19 protein-coding genes are annotated in these 17,049 nt (G+C 56.3%); 9 read left to right on the top strand and 10 right to left on the bottom strand.

What is annotated here, in order from left to right:
• The first annotated feature begins 413 nt into the window (after nucleotides 1-413).
• The 9 genes from AC07NP_RS16065 (at nucleotide 414) to AC07NP_RS16105 (ending at nucleotide 7,554) form a co-directional block, all read left to right on the top strand.
• Nucleotides 414-1,250, top strand: coding sequence for a flagellin N-terminal helical domain-containing protein (locus tag AC07NP_RS16065; RefSeq protein WP_203358760.1), 837 nt, complete (start codon nucleotides 414-416; stop codon nucleotides 1,248-1,250).
• A gap of 154 nt (nucleotides 1,251-1,404) precedes the next feature.
• Nucleotides 1,405-2,667 carry a flagellar filament capping protein FliD gene (fliD, locus tag AC07NP_RS16070; RefSeq protein ID WP_494661053.1) on the top strand — a complete coding sequence of 421 codons (1,263 nt, stop codon included), beginning with the start codon at nucleotides 1,405-1,407 and terminating at the stop codon, nucleotides 2,665-2,667.
• Nucleotides 2,668-2,683: 16 nt separating this feature from the next.
• Entirely contained in the window at nucleotides 2,684-3,064 is a 381-nt protein-coding gene (fliS, locus tag AC07NP_RS16075) for a flagellar export chaperone FliS (protein ID WP_192611251.1), read from the top strand.
• Entirely contained in the window at nucleotides 3,061-3,372 is a 312-nt protein-coding gene (locus tag AC07NP_RS16080) for a hypothetical protein (protein ID WP_203358762.1), read from the top strand. The genes fliS and AC07NP_RS16080 overlap by 4 nt, the downstream gene beginning before the upstream one ends.
• Nucleotides 3,369-4,520, top strand: a complete 1,152-nt coding sequence (locus AC07NP_RS16085; protein ID WP_494661054.1) for a flagellar hook-length control protein FliK — start codon at nucleotides 3,369-3,371, stop codon at nucleotides 4,518-4,520. Before AC07NP_RS16080 ends, AC07NP_RS16085 begins: the two co-directional genes overlap by 4 nt.
• Nucleotides 4,521-4,556: 36 nt before the next feature.
• On the top strand, nucleotides 4,557-5,012 hold the full coding sequence (locus tag AC07NP_RS16090; RefSeq protein ID WP_494661055.1) for a flagellar basal body-associated FliL family protein: 456 nt from the start codon (nucleotides 4,557-4,559) through the stop codon (nucleotides 5,010-5,012).
• 12 nt (nucleotides 5,013-5,024) lie between these two features.
• Nucleotides 5,025-5,756, top strand: coding sequence for a FliA/WhiG family RNA polymerase sigma factor (locus AC07NP_RS16095; RefSeq protein ID WP_203358765.1), 732 nt, complete (start codon nucleotides 5,025-5,027; stop codon nucleotides 5,754-5,756).
• Nucleotides 5,756-6,613: a flagellar motor stator protein MotA gene (gene motA / locus AC07NP_RS16100; protein ID WP_494661056.1), complete on the top strand. Its 858-nt coding sequence runs from the start codon at nucleotides 5,756-5,758 to the stop codon at nucleotides 6,611-6,613. Before AC07NP_RS16095 ends, motA begins: the two co-directional genes overlap by 1 nt.
• Entirely contained in the window at nucleotides 6,610-7,554 is a 945-nt protein-coding gene (locus AC07NP_RS16105) for a flagellar motor protein MotB (protein WP_203358767.1), read from the top strand. The genes motA and AC07NP_RS16105 overlap by 4 nt, the downstream gene beginning before the upstream one ends.
• Before the next feature lie 156 nt (nucleotides 7,555-7,710).
• Here AC07NP_RS16105 and AC07NP_RS16110 read toward each other — a convergent pair whose 3' ends face one another.
• Genes AC07NP_RS16110 through AC07NP_RS16155 form a run of 10 tightly spaced genes read right to left on the bottom strand, consistent with a single transcriptional unit; the run spans nucleotide 7,711 to nucleotide 17,030 of the window.
• A complete protein-coding gene (locus tag AC07NP_RS16110; protein ID WP_494661057.1) occupies nucleotides 7,711-8,790 on the bottom strand; it encodes a hypothetical protein in 1,080 nt (359 codons plus the stop codon).
• Between the two features lie 3 nt (nucleotides 8,791-8,793).
• Entirely contained in the window at nucleotides 8,794-9,717 is a 924-nt protein-coding gene (gene flgL / locus AC07NP_RS16115; RefSeq protein WP_203358769.1) for a flagellar hook-associated protein FlgL, read from the bottom strand.
• A 59-nt stretch (nucleotides 9,718-9,776) separates the two neighbouring features.
• Nucleotides 9,777-11,138 (bottom strand): flagellar hook-associated protein FlgK, encoded by a 1,362-nt coding sequence (gene flgK / locus AC07NP_RS16120; RefSeq protein WP_203358770.1) that lies wholly within the window; start codon nucleotides 11,136-11,138, stop codon nucleotides 9,777-9,779.
• The gene (locus tag AC07NP_RS16125) at nucleotides 11,135-11,626 is read right to left on the bottom strand and encodes a rod-binding protein (protein WP_494661058.1); all 492 of its coding nucleotides are present in this window, start codon (nucleotides 11,624-11,626) and stop codon (nucleotides 11,135-11,137) included. Before AC07NP_RS16125 ends, flgK begins: the two co-directional genes overlap by 4 nt.
• Before the next feature lie 13 nt (nucleotides 11,627-11,639).
• A complete protein-coding gene (locus tag AC07NP_RS16130; protein WP_203358772.1) occupies nucleotides 11,640-12,743 on the bottom strand; it encodes a flagellar basal body P-ring protein FlgI in 1,104 nt (367 codons plus the stop codon).
• A gap of 2 nt (nucleotides 12,744-12,745) precedes the next feature.
• Nucleotides 12,746-13,429 carry a flagellar basal body L-ring protein FlgH gene (flgH, locus tag AC07NP_RS16135; protein WP_238929162.1) on the bottom strand — a complete coding sequence of 228 codons (684 nt, stop codon included), beginning with the start codon at nucleotides 13,427-13,429 and terminating at the stop codon, nucleotides 12,746-12,748.
• An 8-nt stretch (nucleotides 13,430-13,437) separates the two neighbouring features.
• Nucleotides 13,438-14,223, bottom strand: a complete 786-nt coding sequence (gene flgG, locus AC07NP_RS16140) for a flagellar basal-body rod protein FlgG (protein ID WP_203358773.1) — start codon at nucleotides 14,221-14,223, stop codon at nucleotides 13,438-13,440.
• Nucleotides 14,224-14,245: 22 nt separating this feature from the next.
• The gene (locus AC07NP_RS16145; RefSeq protein ID WP_494661059.1) at nucleotides 14,246-14,983 is read right to left on the bottom strand and encodes a flagellar basal body rod protein FlgF; all 738 of its coding nucleotides are present in this window, start codon (nucleotides 14,981-14,983) and stop codon (nucleotides 14,246-14,248) included.
• Nucleotides 14,983-16,206 (bottom strand): flagellar hook protein FlgE, encoded by a 1,224-nt coding sequence (gene flgE, locus AC07NP_RS16150; protein WP_494661060.1) that lies wholly within the window; start codon nucleotides 16,204-16,206, stop codon nucleotides 14,983-14,985. The genes AC07NP_RS16145 and flgE overlap by 1 nt, the downstream gene beginning before the upstream one ends.
• On the bottom strand, nucleotides 16,203-17,030 hold the full coding sequence (locus AC07NP_RS16155; protein ID WP_203358776.1) for a flagellar hook assembly protein FlgD: 828 nt from the start codon (nucleotides 17,028-17,030) through the stop codon (nucleotides 16,203-16,205). The genes flgE and AC07NP_RS16155 overlap by 4 nt, the downstream gene beginning before the upstream one ends.
• Nucleotides 17,031-17,049 lie beyond the last annotated feature (19 nt).

A 17,049-nucleotide genomic window follows, 5' to 3' on the forward strand; every position in this document is an offset into this window, starting at 1 on the left:
GGCAGACGGAATAAGGCGAATATATCGCGAAGCGACGATTTTCCCGCCGGGAGCCAGGGTTGCAAGGGAGGCGGCGGCGAGCCTCCCTTGCACGTTCACGGGTAGGGTGGTTTCAGAAAAGCAGTAGACATAAGGTGAACGGAACCCTTCGCAAAATCAGCATGTTGTCCGTTCCGGGTAAATGCCACATGGCTTTTTAGTTTGCCAGTGCTGAACTAATCAGCCTTACTCCATCTCCCCTCTTTTTCGTCGTTATCGACCTACCCAAATAAAAAAATCGATCGTCATTTAAGTTACTGCCCCAACCTGCCGTTTTTTCACTAGATGGACAGGTAGCCCGGCCAGCCGGGACCTTCTTCGATATGCGTAATGTCGTATTACGTTTCAGCTAGCACTTTATAAGGAATATTGTCATGGCTATTTCTATTCAAACTAACTACGCCTCCCTGGTGGCTCAGAACTCCCTGGCCAAGTCCACCGAATCCCTGAACACCTCCATGGAGCGTCTGGGTACGGGTTACCGCATCAACAGCGCCAAGGATGACGCCGCAGGCCTGACCATCGCCAACCGCATGAACACCGATATGGTCGGTATGAACGCCGGTATCGGTAACATTGAAAAGACCCAGGACATGCTGCAAACCGCTGACCAGGCGATGGCCGAACTGACCAGCATCACCGACCGTATGACCGAACTGGCAACCCAGGCATCGAACGGCACGAACTCCACCGCCGACCTCGAAGCTATGGACTCCGAGTTCCAGAAACTGGCTGATGAAGCGAACCGTATCGTTACCGACACCCAGTACGCGGGCAACAACCTGTTCGATAAGCTGGCTGCCGGTTCTATCAACGTACAGATTGGCCGTAACGGCTCTGCAGACTCCATCAGCGTTGATGTTTCCACAGAAATTACCGACATGCGTACTGCAATCGGCAGCATGGGTACCATGACCCTGACCGGCAGCGGTAGCGCCCAGGCGGTACTGAGCGGCCTGAGCTCAACCTCCGACACCATCTCGGCTGCCCGTTCTTCCACCGGTGCTTATATCAACTCCCTGGAACACACCAAGAGCAACCTGATGAACGTGGAGATGAACACGGAGGTGGCGAAAGGGCGAATCATGGATGCCGACTTCGCGGAAGAAGGGGCCAACATGTCCAAGCAGATGATGCTGCAGCAGTCCGGCACCATGGTCATGGCCAACGCCAAATCAATGAGCGGCCTGGCCCTGAACCTGATCGGCTAATTATCCGGCTTACCGTCTCACTAAATGGACTGCCCCGGCAGTCCATTTTTTTGTGATGGTCCTGAATGTGCTACGTCTGCATATCGTTAAATGAAAATCGGCACGATTCTTGCTTTTACGATGTTCAGCGCTCACTGAGAGGCATACACACACTATGATCAACCCCTCCTATCTGGCCAGCTACTTCACCGCCCTTGAGCGGGCGCCTTACGATGAGCGCTATCAGGCCCAGATGGCCGATGTGGACGCACAGATCGCCGCCTGGGGAGAAATTGAAACCGCCATTACCAGCGTACAGACGGCAGCGAAAGCGCTCTATGCGGACAACGACGGTTTCAATACCACCAAAGCGTCAGTATTACCGGAGAACTCCGGTGCGACCGTATCAACCGGTGCGGGCGCCATCCCGGGTCACCATGAACTCTATGTCGAGCAGGTCGCCAAGGCGCAGCAGGAGTCGCTCAACTTCGGTACCAGCGGCAATGTGCCCGCCGGCACCCTGACGATTGATGGCACTGATGCCGATGGCAACCCGATAAGTCTGGTCATTGATACCAGCACTCTCAACCCGCCTACGGTCGAGTCACTCTCTAATGCCATCAATGCCCAGGGCGATGATCTGGGGATCTCAGCCTCGGTACTGAAGGACGATACCGGCAACTACAACCTGGTAGTGACCAGTGACGATACCGGCGTTGATAACGGGTTTACCATCAGCTTCTCCGACCCTTCCGTCACCCAGAAAACACTGAGCCAGGCGCAAAACGCCATCGTCTGGTACGGCGGTCAGAATACCGGTATCCGCTACGAGTCCCAGAGCAATACCATCAGCGACATGATCCCCGGTGTCACTATCAACGTCACCCAACCGGGTCAATTGACGATTGATGTCATACCGGACACCGAAGCGATCACCACGGACGTACAAGCCTTTGTCGACAGCTACAACGCGATGCTCGACGTGTTCACCACCCATGTGAACACCCCGGAAGGCGCGCTGTATGCCAACGGCTCGGCACGCGGCATCCAGAACAGTCTCAAGCAGACGTTCTATACCGTCAGCCCGGACGGCATGATGATGGCCAACTACGGCATCACCTCCGATCCCTACACCGGTAAGCTGACGCTGGATACGGAAGAGCTGCAAACCGCGCTCACCGAGAACCCCGAGGACGTAGCCGCCCTGTTCAAAGACGTCGCCACGCAAATCGACGATCTCGTTTACAACTACACCTCCACCAGCGGCACCATCTACAACGCCCAGCAAAGTCTGGATAAAGAAAAAGCCAGCATCCAGTCCGATATGGACGCGCTCGATCGCCGTATGGATAAGGTCTACCAGCAATACCTGAAAGAATTCAGCGAGATGGTCGAGTACATCAACATCATGAACGCCACCTCGGCCATGTTCCAATAACCCGGCAGGAGTCGCCATGTTTGACAATGACAACCCGCTAATCGCCTATCGGCAGAATGCCGGGGCCGCCCGTATCGCCGCCGCCAGCCCACAGCAGCTGGTCGTCATCCTGCTCGATCACCTGCTCGACGAGCTGGATTATATCGAAAACTATATCGCCACCATGCAGCTCAACCGCAAGGGCGACAGCATCAGCAAGTGCCTGGAGATCCTGCATGTTCTGGACGCCAGCCTGGACATCCAGAACGGTGGGAAACTGGCTGAAACCCTGCACCAGCTCTACGACTTCTGCAGTCGCCGCCTTCTGACCGTCAACCTGCGCAATCAGCCAGAGCCTCTGCAAGAGGTACGCCGGGTGATTATTCCGCTCAAGGAAGGTTGGGAAGGTACCACGTGATAGACCGTATCAGAGAGCTGGGCGAGCAGTTGCTCGCCGCCATGGAAGCGAGGGCGGCAAAGCGTGAGTGGAAGGCATTAATTCAGTTGGATGGTCAGCTTGCCGATCTGTTACGCCGTCTCGGGCATCAGCCAGCCCTTAAAAACCAATTGCCAATGACCGAATGGCAGGCCCGTCATCGGCAGATAATCACCCAACTGGAAGCCCGCCAGACATGGCTGGGCGAGCGCCTGCGCGGCGACAGTGAATTGCGGGAAGGCAAACGCACTTATCGTGAAGTTCAGTTGTACGGAGGAGAAAAGCAGTGATTCAACCCACACCAGGTTTGCCCTACGGAAGCCAGGCTTCCCCTGCACCCGGAAGTTTCGTTGCCTTGTCCCAGGCAAGACCAGGGTCCCCTTTCCGCTTTGAGAACAACATGGGTTCCCCTGCGGTGGACGAGCTGATGGTGGAGATCGAACAACTGCGCAAAATCGCAGCGAATGAACCGGACCTGCTGGCCCGTCTGGATGACATGCTGGAAGCACTCCGCGCCCATGATCAGGGGAACAAAGATGCGCCCGCCAGGCTGATGGAAACGGTAAGCCAGATGTGGCAGCGCCCTCCTCAGGACCCCGCTGTCGTGGCGCAGTTACAGCAGGTTGTCTCCACACTGGAAAGGGCGCTGGCGGCAGAACCCAAGAGCGAATCCCTGATTGCGCAGCTACGAGGTATGCAGGCGATGCATCCCGCGCGCCTGAAGCAAGGCACAGAGCTGACCGTGGGCGAGCTCCAGAAACAGGCGCCGCATCAGACTGGCAAGCTCGCCAATGGCGCCCCCCTGGCCCCTCTACAGACGCAGGCACTTCTGACACAGCCAAAACCAGACTCTCAGTTGCTCTCTTTGCTGAGTACGATGGCGCTGAATAGCGAACAGCTGAGTGAGCTGACAAGCCAGGTCCAGTTGCGCCAGACGCAGCCGTTGCTCCCCGTCGCGGCAAACACGATGAGTCGGCCGATGCCGGGCTCTGGCGGTCATGAGTTTTCCCCCCTGACCCTGGACAGACAGCCTTCCCTGTGGGCCGAGCAGATGCTGGCGCCGCTGGTAGACCGCCTGCGAGTACAGAACCACCTGGGGGTAAAACAGGCAACCCTGCGACTCGATCCGCCCGATCTGGGCAAACTCAATCTCCAGGTACGAACCGAGGATGACAGAGTCTTTATCCAGATTTCGGCCACTAACCCGGCGGTCAGGGATCAACTGCTGCAATTAAGCGACAGGCTGCGGCAGGATCTGCTGTCCGGACAGTCGTACAGCCAGGTCGATGTCGAAATCGGCCAGCACGGCGAGCAAACCGACGACCGGCAGACCCGCGACGATGATCAACATATTGCCCTCGCCGCCGAAGGGCACGATGAACCCGAGGCTCGCTCGCTTGCGACGACCTCCGATTATCATCTGGACACCTATGTCTGATTATCCTCTTTTCCTTTTATAACGAGACAGTTATCCATGGCAAAAAATATTATTATCGGCCTTCTTCTGGTGTTGCTGGCTGGCGGTGGTGGTTATTTCTATCTCGGTGGGATGGAAGGAATACAGAAATGGCGGGAGGCGTCTGCCACCAGCCAAAGTGAAGGCCAACCTGAACTGCAGCTCTATACCATCGAAAAGGTACTGCTAACCCTGCCGGAGGCAGGTCAACCCCGGCTGCATCACGCCCAGCTTGATGTTGTGCTGACCAGCTTCGACCCCAAAACCGTCGCGACCCTGAAAAAACTGGATCCTCTGCTGCGCAATATCATCGTCGAGACGTTCTCCGACAAGACATTCGACCAGCTCAGAGAAATGAAAAATTTCAACACGCTGCAAAAGGAACTTCAGAGTGCGTTCGTGGTGGCGCTGGCCAGGTACAAGATCAACCTCGAACTGGTGGATGTGAAACTCAGTAAGATGGTCTTGCAATAACAGGTGGCCGTGATGTCGATGTTTGCCACCCACGATTCCGCGCTCTTCGAACAGTTCCAGGAGCGCAAACATATTGAAAGCGATCTGCTTCGGCAGTATCTCCCGCTCGTCCACAAGCTCGTCAACCAATTGCACAGCCATGCGGGTCCCATTATGGGACGAGAAGACATGATCCAGCTTGGGTTAATGGCGCTGCTGGACGCGCTGCGCCGCTATCCAGGACAACTGGATGCCGGATTTATCAGCTATTGCAAACAGAAAATCAGAGGCTCCATCCTCGATGAGCTAAGAAGACTCGACTGGCGTTCGCGCGGCGCTCGCCAGGAAGCCCATCGTCTCAATGATGCGACCCGCCTGCTGACCCAACAGCTCGGCCGCTCTCCCAAACCGGATGAACTGGCCGCAGAGATGGGTATCACCCTTGACGAATTGCGAACGCTGGAACAGGAGTCCCACGCGAATGCCTTGCAGAGTCTGGAGACGCTGCTTGAACAGGGTGAGCATTGCCATCCCGCTGGCAGTGACACCACAGAACCCATGGAGAGGCAACGTTGGCTGGCACAGGCCCTTGGGCAACTGCCTGAGCCCGATCGACTGGTGCTGAGCCTCTACTATCAGCATGAGCTGAACATGAAAGAAATTGCCGTCGTCATGCAAAGAACCGAGGCCCGCGTGTGCCAGTTGCATAAGCAGGCTATCTCGCGTCTGCAGGCGGTATTACAAAATGAAATGGAGTCGTACTGATGTTAAAAATTGTAGGCATCCTCGTGGTGCTGATCGCCGTCATCGGTGGTTATATCTTTGCGGGTGGCGCGATCCGCATGCTCTGGCAGCCCGCCGAATACATTATCATTCTGGGGGCGGCTGGGGGCGCTATGCTGCTGGCCAACGACAAGGAAGTGCTGAAAAGCATCTGCACCCAATGCAAGCGCGCCTTCGTGAAACATGATGATGGCGACCTGTATCAACAGTTTATCCTGCTGACTATGGAGGTGCTGGAAAACACCAAGCGCCAGGGGCTTAAGTACCTGGACGAACACATTGAGAACCCGCAGGAAAGTACGCTCTTCGCCAAATATCCGCTGATTCTCGATGAGATCCAGTTGGTGACTTTTCTCACCGACAACCTGCGACTGCTCTCAATGGGCAGAATAGAAGGATATGAGCTGGAAGCCATCCTCGACAAAGAGATCGGCGCAATCGCCGAAAAACGGCTCTCCGCCTCTCAGGCCGTCGGCACGATTGCCGAAGCCATGCCGGGCTTTGGTATCCTGGCGGCGGTACTGGGGATTGTGATCACCATGGGCAACATTGATGCCGGTATTGTCATTGTCGGTCTCAAAGTTGCGGGCGCGCTGATCGGCACCTTCTTCGGTATCTTCATGTGCTACGGCGTACTCAGCCCGCTGTCTGAAGCCATGAAAGCGACTGTCGAGCGCGATATGACGCTGCTCTACGCCTGCCGCGAGGTCCTGATCAACTTTGCTGCCGGTAAATCCCCGTTGATGTCCATTGACGCCGGTCGCCGCATGATCCCAGAAAAATACAAACCCACCTTCGCCGTCATGGAAAGCTGGATTGAAGAGGCCAAGGCGCAATGACCGAAAAAAGCGATTCCGATAAGAGACGCAAAGGGTCGGTCATCATCAAACGGGTGACCAAAGTGAGCAGTGGTCAGCATACCGGGGCCTGGAAGGTCGCATTTGCCGACTTCGCCATCTCCATGATGGCGCTGTTCCTGGTGCTCTGGATCATGGGGGCGACGACGGAAAAAGAGCGCAAGCAGATGGCGGAAGCCGTGGCCAGCAACAAGATAGTGGAACTGGACGGCGCCTCTGCGTTGCTGGAGGGGGCTGGCGGTAACTCTGTGCTGGAGGAGACCGTGACCTCATCATTGCCCTCGACGGAAGAGGAAGAAGAGACGCCAGAGAAGGCAAACGAGAACAAGATTAAGGAGGCTCTCGCCAGACAAGCGTCCTGGTACGAATCTCAGGCGCAGCTTGGCCAGTTGGCTGAAGATCTGTCCAGCACGATCCAGGCGATGAAAGTCAGCGACAGCGTCGTTATCGAAGTGGTTGAGCAAGGGGTGAGGGTCCGTTTTCAGGATCAGGCCAAAAAGCCACTGTTCGCCAGCGGCAGCCGGGAACTTAGCGGCTATTTTGTCAAGATATTGCGCTCTCTCGCGCCGGTCTTCGCGAAGATCAACAACCGGGTGATGATCACGGGTCACTCCGATGCCACGCCGCTCAACAATGCCTTTTATTCCAACTGGGAACTGTCCACAGAGCGCGCGATCACGGCACGTCACGTACTGGCACAAAACGGTATGAAACCGGAGCAAGTGATCCAACTGGCGGGCTATGCCGATACCATGCCTATCCAGGACAAAGATCCGTTAGATCCGGTCAACCGCCGCATTGAGATATTGATCCTGACCGAAAAAGGGGAAAAAGAGCTGAAGAAGATGTTCAGAAACAGCGCGGCCCCGATTTCCTCCGGGACTCCCTCTTCTGCGCCAGCCACACCACAGGTTAAACAGTGAAAACCGGGTTATGCGCAGCGGATAAAAATGTACCCTGAACCCGCATCCCAGCGGGTTCTCCCGGCGTTACGGAAACACTTCAGTTGGACTCTTCCCACACCTGGCCTATCGTGCGATTAGTGCCCCTTTAAACAGCCAAACGGAAATCCCTGAAAGTCAGGGTTCTTCTCGCCAGCGCTCGCCGACAGCCAGAATGTTCTGTACGGTTCCCCGCTGGACATTGGCCTGGGTCGTGAACAGCACCAGCGGATGGGATGACTCCTTATCAAAGCAGGACGTCACATGGCTCATCAGGGCATCAAGTTCATCCGTTCCCAAATCGTTGGGCTGTGCCTGCAATTGCCCCATCCATTGACTCTGCATCTGCTGCAACAGGAAGAAGTGCGACTCTATCTCACGGCCCAGACGACCGATTCGCCCCTGGGCCAGGGTGAGATCCTCTTCATTGCCTAACTTCCAGAGGCCGATTTCTCGCCAGGAGATATCGGGTTCCAGTTGCAATTTAATCGGCTCCCCCGTTGGAATACGGACGCCCCCACCCCGAACGTAGAGCTGTCCGTTGACCGCCTTCCACTGCTCAATCGGCACGCTAAACACCAGACCACCCTCTTCACCGGGTCGCGAGCGGATACCCAGTCGCGCAAATGCGCGGCCAATCTGGCGGATGCGGACATCCAGCAACGAATCTCCCTTAATGCTAAGGCCGGCACGCACCGGGCGCCCACCCAGTAATATCAGCTCAAGGTGCTCATCACGCCCCGCAGGCGTCAGCAGGTTCAGGCCTGGAATGGAAAACTCCCGGATATCCTGATAACCGAGTAGTGCCGGACGAATCCCCTGCGTCAACAGACGCAAGCCGCGATAGTGAGTCTGGAACGGGATCCGGGCCACTAACCGCTTCTGCTCCTGCAACTGGTTCGTCCAGCCCTTGAAGGAGCCTGCTTCTCTGATGGCGGCGAAGAGCTGCAACATATCGCGCAACCCCTGTCTGACCAGCAACAGCGCGCGCAGGGTTATCTGCACCGCCGTCGCCTGCTGCTGGAGAGACCCCACCTGCGCCCAAAAACGGTGTAAATCATAGCGTCCCGGCAGAGGGCGTAATAGCGGAGCAGGCAGTTGCTCCAGCTCCGGGCCTTTTCGTGATTCTGTTACAGGGGAGCCCAGAGGCGTCGTAAAACGGCGCCTCTGAAGCCCGTCAAGCTGACCGGTGCGTGGGGTAGTATTAGCAACCTTCATGCATTACATCATCTGGAATAAATTCATCTGAGACATATCCAGATAGGTTTTCTGTACCGCCTGCAGGGCGACCATCGATTCGGTGAGGTCCATCGCTGCCTTTGCGTAATCCAGGTCGCCAAACTGCCCCTGTAACTGTTGGTTGAACATTAAAACATCGGTGTGAGAGAGCTGCATGTCGTCGACCATGTTCATGCGTCCCCCCAGCTCGGCAAGCTGCATGTTAATCGCATCCTGAAAATCACCGACGGCAGTCAGCAGGTCATCAGACGCCTGGGCAACCTGCTCCGGAGTGGCGTTAGGATCGCGCAGCACCTCTACCGTATCGTCAATGGTGTTGAAGATGTCATTACCGCTGCCGAAAAGCTGATCAAACGGGCTGAAGGCCGCGTCGATACTGGTACCTTCACCCACAGGCACCGGACGCGTGCCGTTATCGCCCTTATAGACCCAGGTGGTTTCACCGGTCACCGGATCGGTCTCTTCAACCAGAGGGGGTTGATCGGTCACATTACCGCCAAACATATAGAAACCGGTCGGCGAGGTGCCATTGAACTGCATCGCCAGCGCCTCGTTGAGCTCTTCCAGTTCGGCAGCATACGCCTCCAGTTCTTCCGGCGAGGCCGTACCAGAACCAATATTGATCGCTATCTCCGTGACCCGATCGCAGATAGAGTTCATCTGGGTCAGATAGCTGTCGGCCGACATGAAAATGGACTCAAGATTATTGAGGTTGTCCATATAGGTGTTGATCTGGTTTTCACTGTGGCGCAGATCCTGAATGGCGCGTGCCGCCAGAGGATCATCAGAAGGGCGCAGCATGCGGTTGCCGGTGGCCATCTTCGCCGCTGTCTCATAGTAACTGACATTTGATTTGACCATCGCACTGTACATGGTCGTGTTCATCATGTTGGTACTGACACGCATAGGAGTTTCTCACAAGAGAGTTCTACGCTTCCCCCGCCGTCAGGCCGGAGAAGACGCCATTAGAACATGTTCAGAATAGTGGAAAATAACTCATCGCTGGTGGCTATCACCTGGGCATTGGCGACATAGTTCTGCTGATACGTCATCAGGTTCATCGCCTCCTCATCCATACTGACCCCGCTGACCGATGACCAGGAATAATAGGCTTGCTCCATGGTGGTCAGCGCCATCTCGTAGGCTTCACGCGCACTGGACGCGGCGCTGGCGACATGACTGTAGACCGCGTTATAGCTGTCGTTGAAGGTGTAAGAACCTCCCCCGAGTGAGTCAAACACAAAGGCCTGACTCTGTACGTTAAGCATGTTTTGCAGGTTGCTGTTGTCACCGGCACCGCTGGTCGGCGAAGAGGCAAAGGCCAGATCCGCATTGGTAAATCCCTCGGCCAGAGCGATGGTGCCTGCCGGATCCGCCGGATCATAAGTGAACATCGGTTTACCCGGATTGCCGTTGAGATCGTAGCCGACCACTTGCCAGCTATTGATGGCGTCCGCAAACTCTTGAGCAAATTCGTCGACATAAGCCTGCGCGGGAATCAACTCTTCCTGATAGTACTCGTAGGTCGCGCCCAGCGCGCCGCCGATGTCCGGATTGAGATAATAGACATCTTCACCAAAACGCAGCTCCAGCTTTCCATCGGAAGGCTGAGTGCCGGAGGTAAAACCGAGGGTCGCGGCCTCTCCCTGACTGACCAGCGGCTGTCCCTGGGGCAATGTGACCTGGATGGTACCGTCACCACAGTCAATCACGCTGATATCGAGCATTTCGGAGAGCTGCAGCACCGCGACATCGCGCTTATCCTGTAAGGCACTGACATCCTGTCCCGATGCCATCCCCTCCTGAATCTGCATGTTTAAATCGGCAATCTGTTGGGTGAGCGAGTTAACTTCCTTCACCATCGACTGCATCGACTTGTTAACCTGTTCGAGCTGGTTTTCCAGGTTGCCGTTAATGTTGTGCATCTGGTTGCACAGCTCGCGGGACGTATTCAGTACATCCTCGCGCAGGGCCGTGTTACCGGGGTCCGCCATACAGGCGCTGAGCGCGGCGAAATAGCCGTCTAATCCCATCCCCAGATTTCCACCGTCGGTCGCGAAGGTGTTCTCCAGGGCCAGCATATAGCCCGCATAAGCGCCGCTGTAACCCACTTCAGTACCGGCATCCCAGGCCTGCGCCACCAGATACTGATCGGAGATCCGCTGTACGCCATCGATACTCACTGTACCGTCGGCATTGGAGGTCAGCGCCAGGGTATGCCGGCTGTAGCCCGGTGTACTGGCATTGGCGATATTACCGGCAGTGACGTTCAGCCAGGCCTGGGATGCCTGCAAGCCGGACATCCCGATCTGCGTCATGTTGCTCATGATGTTTTACTCTCGCTACCCACTCGGTTAATAAAGGGATGGTCCTGACTGGCATCCATGAGAGGCACGCTGGCATAGTCATTCAAACCTTCTTCTACCACTCTGCCCGATGCGTCCTCTTCCCCTTTAAGGGCGACATTATTCTCTGCCGACTTAAATGCCGTCGTCAGTTCGCCCTGCTGCTGGGTCTGGCTGAACTGCCTGACGAGCATTTCAGCCAGACCAAACTGCCCCTGGGCACCCAGTTGCTGAGCGAGTTGTTCATCACCCAGTTCACGATAAAAACGCTGGGTGTCGCTTGAAAACGGCGAATCCTCTGCCGCCAGGGCATCGGTGGCATCGCGCATATGCTTGAGTACCGTCTTAAGAAAATGCGTCTCAAACAAGGAAGCCGCCTGCTCCAGAGCCTCCTGCGGATTCTCCTGCTTAATCTGGTTGAGGGATTGCAGGTCGTAGTAGGCTTTCTCGGATTGCTCGATAGACTTCATGTTATTCACCTTGTTATATGACGATAAGGTCAGCATCTAACGCGCCAGCTTTATCAAGCGCTTGCAATATGGACATCAAATCGCTGGCGGTGGCACCCAGTTCATTCAACGATTTGACAATCTTGTCCAGCGACGTCCCTTCGGGCATCACGGTTATCCGTGATTGTCCTTCGGTCATGTTCACCGTTGAGCGGCGCACCTTCTCCGTCGTTCCCCCTGCCAGCGCATTCGGTTGACTGACCCGGGTATCTTCACTTATCGCCACCGTCAGATTGCCATGCGTGACCGCCGCCTTTTTCACATAGACGGTATCGCTCATCACCACGGTACCGGTCCGACTGTTCAGGACAATGCGGGGGCGCTGGCGCCCTTCCTTAACCTGAATTTCTTCCAGCATCGCCAGGAAACTCACCCGGGCACTGGGGTCGCTCGGCGCCTTGACCCGCACCGAACCGGCGTTGTAGGCCGAGGCAATCCCACCACCAAACCGGGCGGTGATGGCCCCTTCGATATTGCGGGCCAGATTGAAGCTCGGCGTCTTCAGGTTCAGGCTGACATAAGCATTTCCGGTTGGGCTGGTAGGCACTGCTTTTTCCACCACCGCACCACCTGGAACCCTGCCGACGGTCGGCACATTCACCGTGACGCTGGAGCCATCGCTGCCTTCTGCAGAGGCGCCCCCAACGACCAGGTTGCCCTGCGCGAAGGCGTAGACTTCACCGTCCACACCGTAGAGGGGGGTCAGCAGCAGCGTGCCTCCCCGCAGGCTCTTGGCATCCCCCACCGAGGAGACGGTGATGTCGATGACCTGACCGGGCGAGGTCACATTGCTGATCTCAGCATGGATCGACACCGCCGCGACGTTTTTTGTTTTGGCCTGGTCCTCTTCCTGGATCCCAAACTGGCGCAGCATGTTGCTCATGGATTGCGCCGTGAAGGTCACCTGGTTGCGATCTCCTGAACCGTCCAGGCCGACGACCAGCCCGTAACCCACCAGCTGGTTTTTCCGCTCCCCGCCGATTTCAACCAGATTAAGCAGCGGTGTGGATTTGGTCTGCGCAAACGTGGGCAACAGGGCCAGCCAACATAACAACACTATGCGTATGCTCTGTCTCATTTTCAGAATGGACTCAAAGGACTATAGAAAAACTTGGTCAGCCAACCCGGATTGTTGCTGTCGGACATGGTGCCCTCACCGGAATAGCTGATACGGGCATCCGCCAGACGCTGGGAGGAGACACGGTTCAGGCCATCGATGTCCTCAACGCGCACCAGGCCACTCAGACGGATATACTCATCGCCCTGATTAAGCTTGAGCCACTTCTCGCCCCGCACATGCAGATTGCCGTTAGGTAATACGCTGGCAACGACCACGGTGATTGCACCCTGCAACGAGTTCTTCTGGGAACTCTGCGCGCTGCCATCGAAGTCGCGATTCGCGTTGATACTCCCCTTGAAATTTTTAGGGCTAAACGAACTGCTGCTCGCATCGGCCCCCACAGAGACATCGCTGTTTTTGCCATAACTGGTGTCGGCCTGCTTGCTGGACGATGTTTTTTCATCCAGGGTGACCGTCAGCATATCGCCGACCCGGTAGGCGCGCCTGTCCTGAAACAGCGTCATCACGTAGCTACGGTTGTACAGGGTGCCCTGGCTCGCATAAGTGACCGGTTGAGGCGTCAGTTGAGGAGGCGCATAATTCTCCTCTTCCACCTGTTTTTTCGAGTCAAGGGAGGGCATAGTGCACCCCTGTATCAACAGCCCCATCATCACCACGGCGCACCATTTTGGCCAATTGCTCATGTTATTCCTTACAGCATCCGGTTGAGGGTTTGCAGCATCTCATCGGCGGCTGTCATCACCTTGGCATTCATCTCATAGGCTCGCTGAGTGGCGATCATGTCGACCATTTCCTGCGCCACGTTAACGTTGGCGCCTTCCAGCGTCCCCTGCTTGATGATCCCAAAATAATCTTCGCCCGGAACACCTTCGTTGGGCGCGCCCGAGCCCTGAGTCTCGATGTAGAGGTTCCCACCGATAGGCTCCAGTCCGCCTGGGTTGATGAAACTGGCCAGCATAATGTTCCCCAACTCTTCCGGCTCGGCAGAACCCGCAACAACTGCTGACACGGTCCCGTCGGTGCCGATACTGATCCCCGTCGCATTCTCAGGGATCGTGATCTGTGGAATCAGGGGCAAGCCAGAGGCATTCACCAACATGCCATCGCTGTTGATATGGAACTGACCATCACGCGAGTAAGCCGTGGTGCCGTCCGGCATCTCTATCTGAAAGAAACCCTTGCCGATAATGGACGCATCGGTTTCCGCCCCTGTGGTGAGGGCCGTCCCCTGCAAAAACATCTTTTGGGTGCCGATGACCTGAACACCGGTACCAATCTGCAAACCGTTCGGACGCTGGTTCTGAGAATCCATCTGCGCGCCCGCCTGGAACTGCTTCTGATAGAAGAGATCGTTGAATACCATTCGATCCTTCTTAAAGGCGATGGTGTTCACGTTGGCCAGGTTGTTGGAAATCGCCGTCATTTTGGCGTCCTGGGCCGTCAGACCTGTTTGACTGACAAAAAGAGTACCTTGCATTACTTTCTCACTTAATTAGTTATCAGGCGGGTCTGATGAGACGGGTCGACGCCTGGCTGAGCTCTTCTGCGGTTTTCATCATCTTCACCTGCAGTTCAAACTGCCGACTGGTGGTGAGGATGGCGACCATCTCTTCAACCGGATTGACGTTACTGGCCTCGAGGAAACCGCTCGCGACCGCCACCGTATCATCCGCAGGCAGGACGGCGGCGGCAGTCCGGGGACGGAAGAACCCTTCCGTGTCCTTGACCAGATTCGTCACTTCCGGCTTCACGCGTTTGAGCGTCGCCACTTCCAGCAACACTTCGCCCCCGGAATCGGGAACCACGCTGACCCGTCCCTGCTCGGTGATGCTGATCGACCGGTAATCGGGGATCTCAATTTGCTGGCCATCCATATCGAGTACCGGGAATTGCCCCAGCATCAGGATGCCCTGCTCATCGATATGCATGCTGCCAGCCCGGGTGTAGCGCTCCTGACCATTGACCTGCACGGCCAGCAGTCCCTCACCACGAATGCCGACATCCAGTTCATTGCCCGTGTGCTCAAGCACCCCGGGTGAAAACTTGCTCCCCACCCCCATCGGAACCGCGATATGGCGAGTGGAAAAGCCGTCGCCGCCCACGGCGTAGCTGTGGGCCCGCTCATAATCGGCGCGAAACCCGGTGGTATTGACGTTGGCAAGGTTATTGGCGTGCACCTGCTGAGAGAGCATGCTGCGATTCGCCCCGCTCATGGCGGTGTAGATCAGCTTATCCATCAGATGGCCTGCATCAGCACTTGATCAAGCTGGCTCTGTACCGCGATGGCCTTGGTGTTAGCCTGATAGTTACGCTGCACTTCCATCATGTAGACCATTTCACCCGTGACGTTGGTGGAGGAGTTCTGCAACGACTGGGACTCAATGCCACCGTATACGCCCGTGCCTGGCGTGCCGTACAGCGGCATACCGGAGGTCGAGGTCTGGGTCCAACTGGTATTGTCTGCCACGGCGAGCGCTTCAGGATTCGGGAACGTCGCCAGCACGATTTGCCCCTGCAGCATCGTTTCACCGTTAGAGTAGGTCGCATAAATATTGCCGTACTCATCGACCGTCACACCGGTCTGCTCGCCCGACGGATAACCGTTAGAGGAGTTCAATTGGTTACTGAACGGCACCGCATACTGAGTGGTTTGGGTCAGATCAACCTCAATGCTCATGGCGCCAGCGCCCTGAAGCAGAGGATCATTTAGCGGAATGTCCAGGGTAAAATTGCCGCCGGAAACTAAGTTGCCGTCAGTGTCAAACTGCAAAGTCTGCGGACCCGGAGGGGTGCAATAACCGTTTGCAGGCTGACCATCCATATAAACCTGTACTTCCCAGGAACCATCCGCCGTTTTGGTGTAGTACTGGGAAACGGTGTGCTGGTTGCCCATAGAGTCATAGACCACAGTCGAGTTAGTGCTGTGATAGCTGTTTGGGTCAGATGGATCAAAAGTCGTGGTTGTGCGGTCAATAATCTCTGCGTTCTGATCGAGGTTCATTCCCAGATCCACGTCGCTGGTTGACTGGGGAGGCATTGAGCCGTTATCCAGCTGCAGATCGTCCAACTGACCGGTCATCACGTTGCCGTTTTCATCAACCGGGTAGCCCTGTACCCGGTTGCCGTTGCTGTCGACGATGTAGCCGTCTTCATCCTGATGGAAGTTACCCGCGCGGGTGTAATAGACCTGACCGTCGCTCCCCTGGGTGATGAAGAATCCATCCCCGGTAATCGCCATGTCGAGGTCGCGCCCGGTGAAGGTCGTGGTCCCCAGTGCGGAAAAGTTTTGGGTGGTATAGCCCGACGATACCCCCGCAGCCTGACCGCCCGCGTAAAGTGCCGAGAAGGTGGTGGTGGATTCCATGTACCCCACGGTTGCGGCGTTGGCGATATCCATGCTGATGGTGTTCAGGCTCTGGCTGGCGGCATTCAGACCGCTTACCGAGATTGCATAACTCATAGTCTTTTACCCTCTGTCGTTTCGTCTCCACCTTGCGTGGGAGGAGCGCTAATCTTCGAAATATCAAACAACGGCACCATGCCGACACCCTCAACATCCAGCATTAAGCCTTCCTGACCCTTGAGGGTCACGGAGTTCACGACGCCACTGAAATAGGTCGGTGTAGTGCTAATTTCATCGCCGATCACCGTCTCGGCTTCGATACGGTACTCACCTTCGGGCAGGCCCAGAACGTTGCCATCCAGCACAAATGCTTTCTCGCCAGCCGTCTGTGGCCCCAACGTGACGGTGCCGACTTCCGCGTCAAACTCGTCATAAATTCGGATGCTAACGTTGTCGTAATCCTTATCCAGCACCAGTTCCCCTTCCAGCAGGGTATCGGGACCGAGGGTCACGGTGTCATCAGGCGCCGTGACCGTGTTACCGATCAACTGCTCAGTCGAGACCACCAGGTTGTTTTCTGCCACCGCGTAGAGCGCGTTCATCGTCATTCGCATGTATTCCATGCTGGTCACCTGGGCGAACATCGCCATCTGGGTAACGAACTCGGTACTGTCGACGGGGTTAGTGGGGTCCTGATAGGTCAACTGCGCCAGCATCAGGTCGACGAAGACGTTCGCCACCTGAGGCGGTTGGGTCGCCTCCTCCGAGCCAGAACCCTCCGTTGGTTGCTCAGGATCTTCTGGGGTGGATTCCGTTACGGCGGCGGTCGGCGGTGTTGTGGCGGCCTGGGCACCAGGCGCGCTCATGGGGGCAACCATGCCGTTGACCTGCGACAGCATGTTCTGAGCGCCCGGCAAGCGATTACCCGGATATGTATTCACAGGGTTGAAACCCGCCAGA

Source organism: Citrobacter sp. GW821-FHT07H02 (assembly GCF_059418505.1).